We start from the raw sequence: 1207 nt of genomic DNA on the forward strand, positions 1-1207 counted from the left end.
ACGGGGGGGGGGCGCCGCGGGTGGCGGGGGGCCCCCCGCACGCATCCACTGCCCCGCGACGCGGGGTGCGGCGACTACTCGACGACGAGCTCGACGGAGATGTTGCCGCGGGTGGCCCGGGAGTAGGGGCAGACCTGGTGGGCCTGCTCGACCAGCAGGGCGCCGGTCTCGCCGACGAGGGAGTCGGGGAGCTCGACCCTCAGGACGACGGCGAGGCCGAAGGCCGCCCCGTCCTTGCCGATGGAGACCTCTGCCGTGACCGAGACCTCGCTCGTGTCCGCCTTGGCCTGGCGGCCGACGAGGCCGAGAGCACTGGCGAAGCAGGCCGCGTACCCGGCGGCGAAGAGCTGCTCGGGGTTGGTGCCCTGGCCGTTGCCGCCGAGGGCCGGAGGCATGGCGAGCGCGAGGTCTATCTGGCCGTCGGAGCTGACGGCGCGGCCCTCGCGGCCGTTGGCGGTGGCGACAGCGGTGTACAGCGCGTCCATCTCGGTGGTCCTCTCACGGGGCTCGGGCAGGGCGGCCGGTCGGCGACCCCGCTCCATGAGTATGGCACGCAATTCAGTTGTGCACAATTCAATGGCTGCCATGACATCCCCGGTACACTGGACCGCATGACCGACCAGCCGACCGACACCCTCCGCGACCAGGACTTCCTGCGCCTCGACGGCCAGATCTGCTTCGCGCTCAACGCGGCCGGGCGCGCCTTCGGGGGCCTCTACCGCGTCGTGCTCAAGGATCTCGGCCTGACCTACCCGCAGTATCTGGTGATGCTCGTGCTCTGGGAGCACGGCGAGCTGCCCGTCAAGGAGATCGGCCGATACCTCAGGCTGGACTCGGGGACGCTCTCCCCGCTCCTCAAGCGCCTCGAAGCGTCCGGCCTGGTCCGCCGCGAGCGCAGCACCGAGGACGAGCGCTCCGTGCGCGCGCACCTGACCGCCGACGGCCTCGCACTGCGCGAGCGAGCGGTGGAGGTCCCCCGGCGGATCGCGGCGGCCACCGGCTTCGACCTCGGCGAGATCCGCGATCTCCACGAACGGCTGAACCGGCTCACCGCCGCCCTGGACGCGGCGGCGCCGGAGGCTTAGTGGTCGACGCGCGAAGTCCTTCGGGGGTTGATCAAGCAGTCGGTGCGGTGGAGGATTCTTCCTGTCGGTCGAGAGAGTGTCGGTCGAGTCTGGCCAGCAGATCGTCCAGGTCGGAGGTGGTG

2 protein-coding genes are annotated in these 1207 nt (G+C 71.3%); one reads left to right on the forward strand and one right to left on the reverse strand.

Translation table 11 applies throughout. From position 1 onward, the window contains the following. Positions 1-74: 74 nt before the first annotated feature. On the reverse strand, positions 75-485 hold the full coding sequence (locus QMF80_RS36800; protein WP_283461622.1) for an organic hydroperoxide resistance protein: 411 nt from the start codon (positions 483-485) through the stop codon (positions 75-77). Between the two features lie 126 nt (positions 486-611). On the opposite strand from QMF80_RS36800, the gene QMF80_RS36805 reads away from it, so the two are divergent. Beyond that, positions 612-1085, forward strand: a complete 474-nt coding sequence (locus tag QMF80_RS36805; protein ID WP_283461623.1) for a MarR family winged helix-turn-helix transcriptional regulator — start codon at positions 612-614, stop codon at positions 1083-1085. Positions 1086-1207: the final 122 nt, after the last annotated feature.

It is taken from the genome of Streptomyces sp. G-G2, from assembly GCF_030063135.1.
GTDB lineage: Bacteria > Actinomycetota > Actinomycetes > Streptomycetales > Streptomycetaceae > Streptomyces.

Excerpts from the sequence above, each read along its gene's own strand:
- QMF80_RS36800 (WP_283461622.1), bottom strand. The coding sequence starts at position 485 with ATGGACGCGCTGTACACCGCTGTCGCCACCGCCAACGGCCGCGAGGGC.
- QMF80_RS36805 (WP_283461623.1), top strand. The coding sequence starts at position 612 with ATGACCGACCAGCCGACCGACACCCTCCGCGACCAGGACTTCCTGCGC.